This window comes from Staphylococcus sp. B1(2026), from assembly GCF_058895785.1.
Genome location: NZ_JBZXTS010000087.1, coordinates 1 through 2,423 on the forward strand (window position 1 = coordinate 1; position 2,423 = coordinate 2,423).

Here is a 2,423-nt window from a genome sequence, read left to right on the forward strand (position 1 = left end):
GACCCCCATAGGATTTTGAACTACGTAATAGATACAAGATATTTATCAAATTTCTTTTTAACTCTACTATCTTATAAAAAACGTTATAATAAGTAGTTTATACTTACTATAACGTTAAAATAAATTATTTATTTTTTAATAAATCACGAATTTCAGTTAATAATACTGTATCCGCTGCTGGTGCTTCTTCTTCTGGTTCATTACCCGATAAAGCTTCTGCTTTTTCTTTTGCTTTAATAATCATGAATAAAATAGCTGCCACGATTAAGAAATTAATTACAGAACCTGCAAATTTACCGATACCGATTGACGCACTACCAATATGAATAACAACTTTTTCAATGTTTTCAGCATTAAATACACTTGCAATAATTGGTTGGAAAATATCATCTACTAATGAAGTTACAATTGCACCAAAAGCTCCTCCAATAATTACAGCTACTGCTAAATCAACAATGTTTCCTTTCATAATGAAAGCTTTAAATTCTTTTAACATGAAATTTCTCCTTATTTTTATAATTGTAATAAAAACTACATTATGGATTTTACCATAGAAAATATATTTTGACTAGAAAAATGCTTATTTATTTTTTATAAATTTTTAATAATGATTTAATTAATATAGGTACTATTATACATGCTATAATAGCTTCTGCTAGACCACTAGTTAAAATTAATGTTGTTAACACTTTCCATATACCTGAAACATCAATATTTAATAAATTAGCATATTGTTGTGCATAAATTAAATATATCATCATACAAACTAATAATGTATTAGTTAGAGAAGCTATTATAGCTGTTACCATAGTTGCATACATACGTTTCATTTTTTTTATTAATAAGTGAAACATATAAAAAGCAATAATTGCTACAGCAATACGTGGTAATACTGCAATAATAGGATTACCAAAAATCAATTGTGTAATTGGTGATGGTGGGACTATCCATGCTCTCAATAAAGAACATACTCCCCATATAAACCCTAAAAATATACCTTGACGTAATCCTAATATTATAGTACCTACAATAACAGTAATATGAATAATTGTTGGTGTAATTGGTGGAATAGGTATATTACCTAACCCTGGTACAAATGATTGTATAATAATGATAGCACTTAAAATAGCAACTAACACTAAATTGTAAATTTTATTTCTATTCATAATTCTCCTTTAATAATTATTGAATAATTTAGTAAGTAAATTTAATAATGGACGATAGTTCTCACTAATTAAATTAGTAACTTCTACTAAAATCTCAATACTAAAAAATACAGCTAATAATATTAAAAATCCACCTGATGCCGTTGATAATGAATAAACAACTCCAGCAGCACTAAATAATAATGCAATTACATAAATAATAATCACCGTTTCTTTAGTAGAATAGCCTAATTTCATTAAACGATGGTGCAAATGTGATGCATCAGCTGTTAACCAAGATTGCTTCTTATTTTGACGTCTGATAATAGCAAATATTGTATCCATAAATGGTACACCCAATATAATAATAGGTATCGTTAAAGAAGCAATTGTAACACCACTCTTATAACCAAAACCAAGTAATGACACTACAGCTAACATAAAACCAAGAAACATTGCACCACTGTCACCTAAAAAAATAGATGCTGGATTAAAATTAAATATTAAAAATCCTATACTGGCACCAATTAAGACAGCACATAACATTGTTACAAAAATATTTTGTTGAGACATTGCCATTAAACCGATTGTTCCCAAACCAATAATTGAAATACCTGTTGCTAACCCATCTAAACCATCAATCAAATTAATTGCATTAATAAATGCTAAAATCCAAATAATAGTCATAATAGAACTAAACAAACCAAAATGTATTTGTCCTATAAAAGGTAATGTAATAAAAGTAATTTTAATTCCACCTATAACAATAACAAAAGCTGATAATAATTGACCCAGTAATTTTAATTTTGCTGATAATTCATAAATATCATCTATTAAACCAAGAACTATAATAATTGTTGCACCTAACATAATAACATTAATTTCTTTCTCAACAGGTTGTGTAATAAATAAACCTATTAAAAAACTAATATAAAGTGCTATTCCACCAATTTGTGGAATAATACCTTTATGAATACGTCTTTTATCAGGTTTAGCAACCGCACCTATTCTAAATGCTAGTTGTTTCATAAAAGGAATTAAAATAATACATGAAATAAAAGAAAATAACATAGCAATTAATGTAAGCATAATCTAACCCTTCTTTTTCTTTTTTATATTATAACATAGGCTAGTATCAGACCAAAATAAAAAAACAGTGAAATATTCACTGTTTTTAAAAATGAGCCATGAAGGACTCGAACCTTCGACCCTTTGATTAAAAGTCAAATGCTCTACCAACTGAGCTAATGGCTCATGGCTGGGATACCTGGATTCGAA

General features: G+C 27.5%; 3 protein-coding genes and 1 tRNA gene. All 4 read right to left on the bottom strand.

Going from position 1 to position 2,423, the window contains the following annotated elements:
• Positions 1–124 precede the first annotated feature (124 nt).
• The 4 genes from mscL to AC5EAH_RS07960 all read right to left on the bottom strand — a co-directional run bounded on the left by mscL (position 125) and on the right by AC5EAH_RS07960 (position 2,399).
• Entirely contained in the window at positions 125–496 is a 372-nt protein-coding gene (mscL, locus tag AC5EAH_RS07945; protein ID WP_493494245.1) for a large conductance mechanosensitive channel protein MscL, read from the bottom strand.
• Positions 497–584: 88 nt separating this feature from the next.
• Positions 585–1,166, bottom strand: a complete 582-nt coding sequence (locus tag AC5EAH_RS07950; RefSeq protein ID WP_493494246.1) for an ECF transporter S component — start codon at positions 1,164–1,166, stop codon at positions 585–587.
• A 9-nt stretch (positions 1,167–1,175) separates the two neighbouring features.
• Positions 1,176–2,234, bottom strand: coding sequence for a glycosyltransferase family 4 protein (locus AC5EAH_RS07955; protein ID WP_493494247.1), 1,059 nt, complete (start codon positions 2,232–2,234; stop codon positions 1,176–1,178).
• A 92-nt stretch (positions 2,235–2,326) separates the two neighbouring features.
• Positions 2,327–2,399, bottom strand: a tRNA-Lys gene (locus AC5EAH_RS07960).
• Positions 2,400–2,423 lie beyond the last annotated feature (24 nt).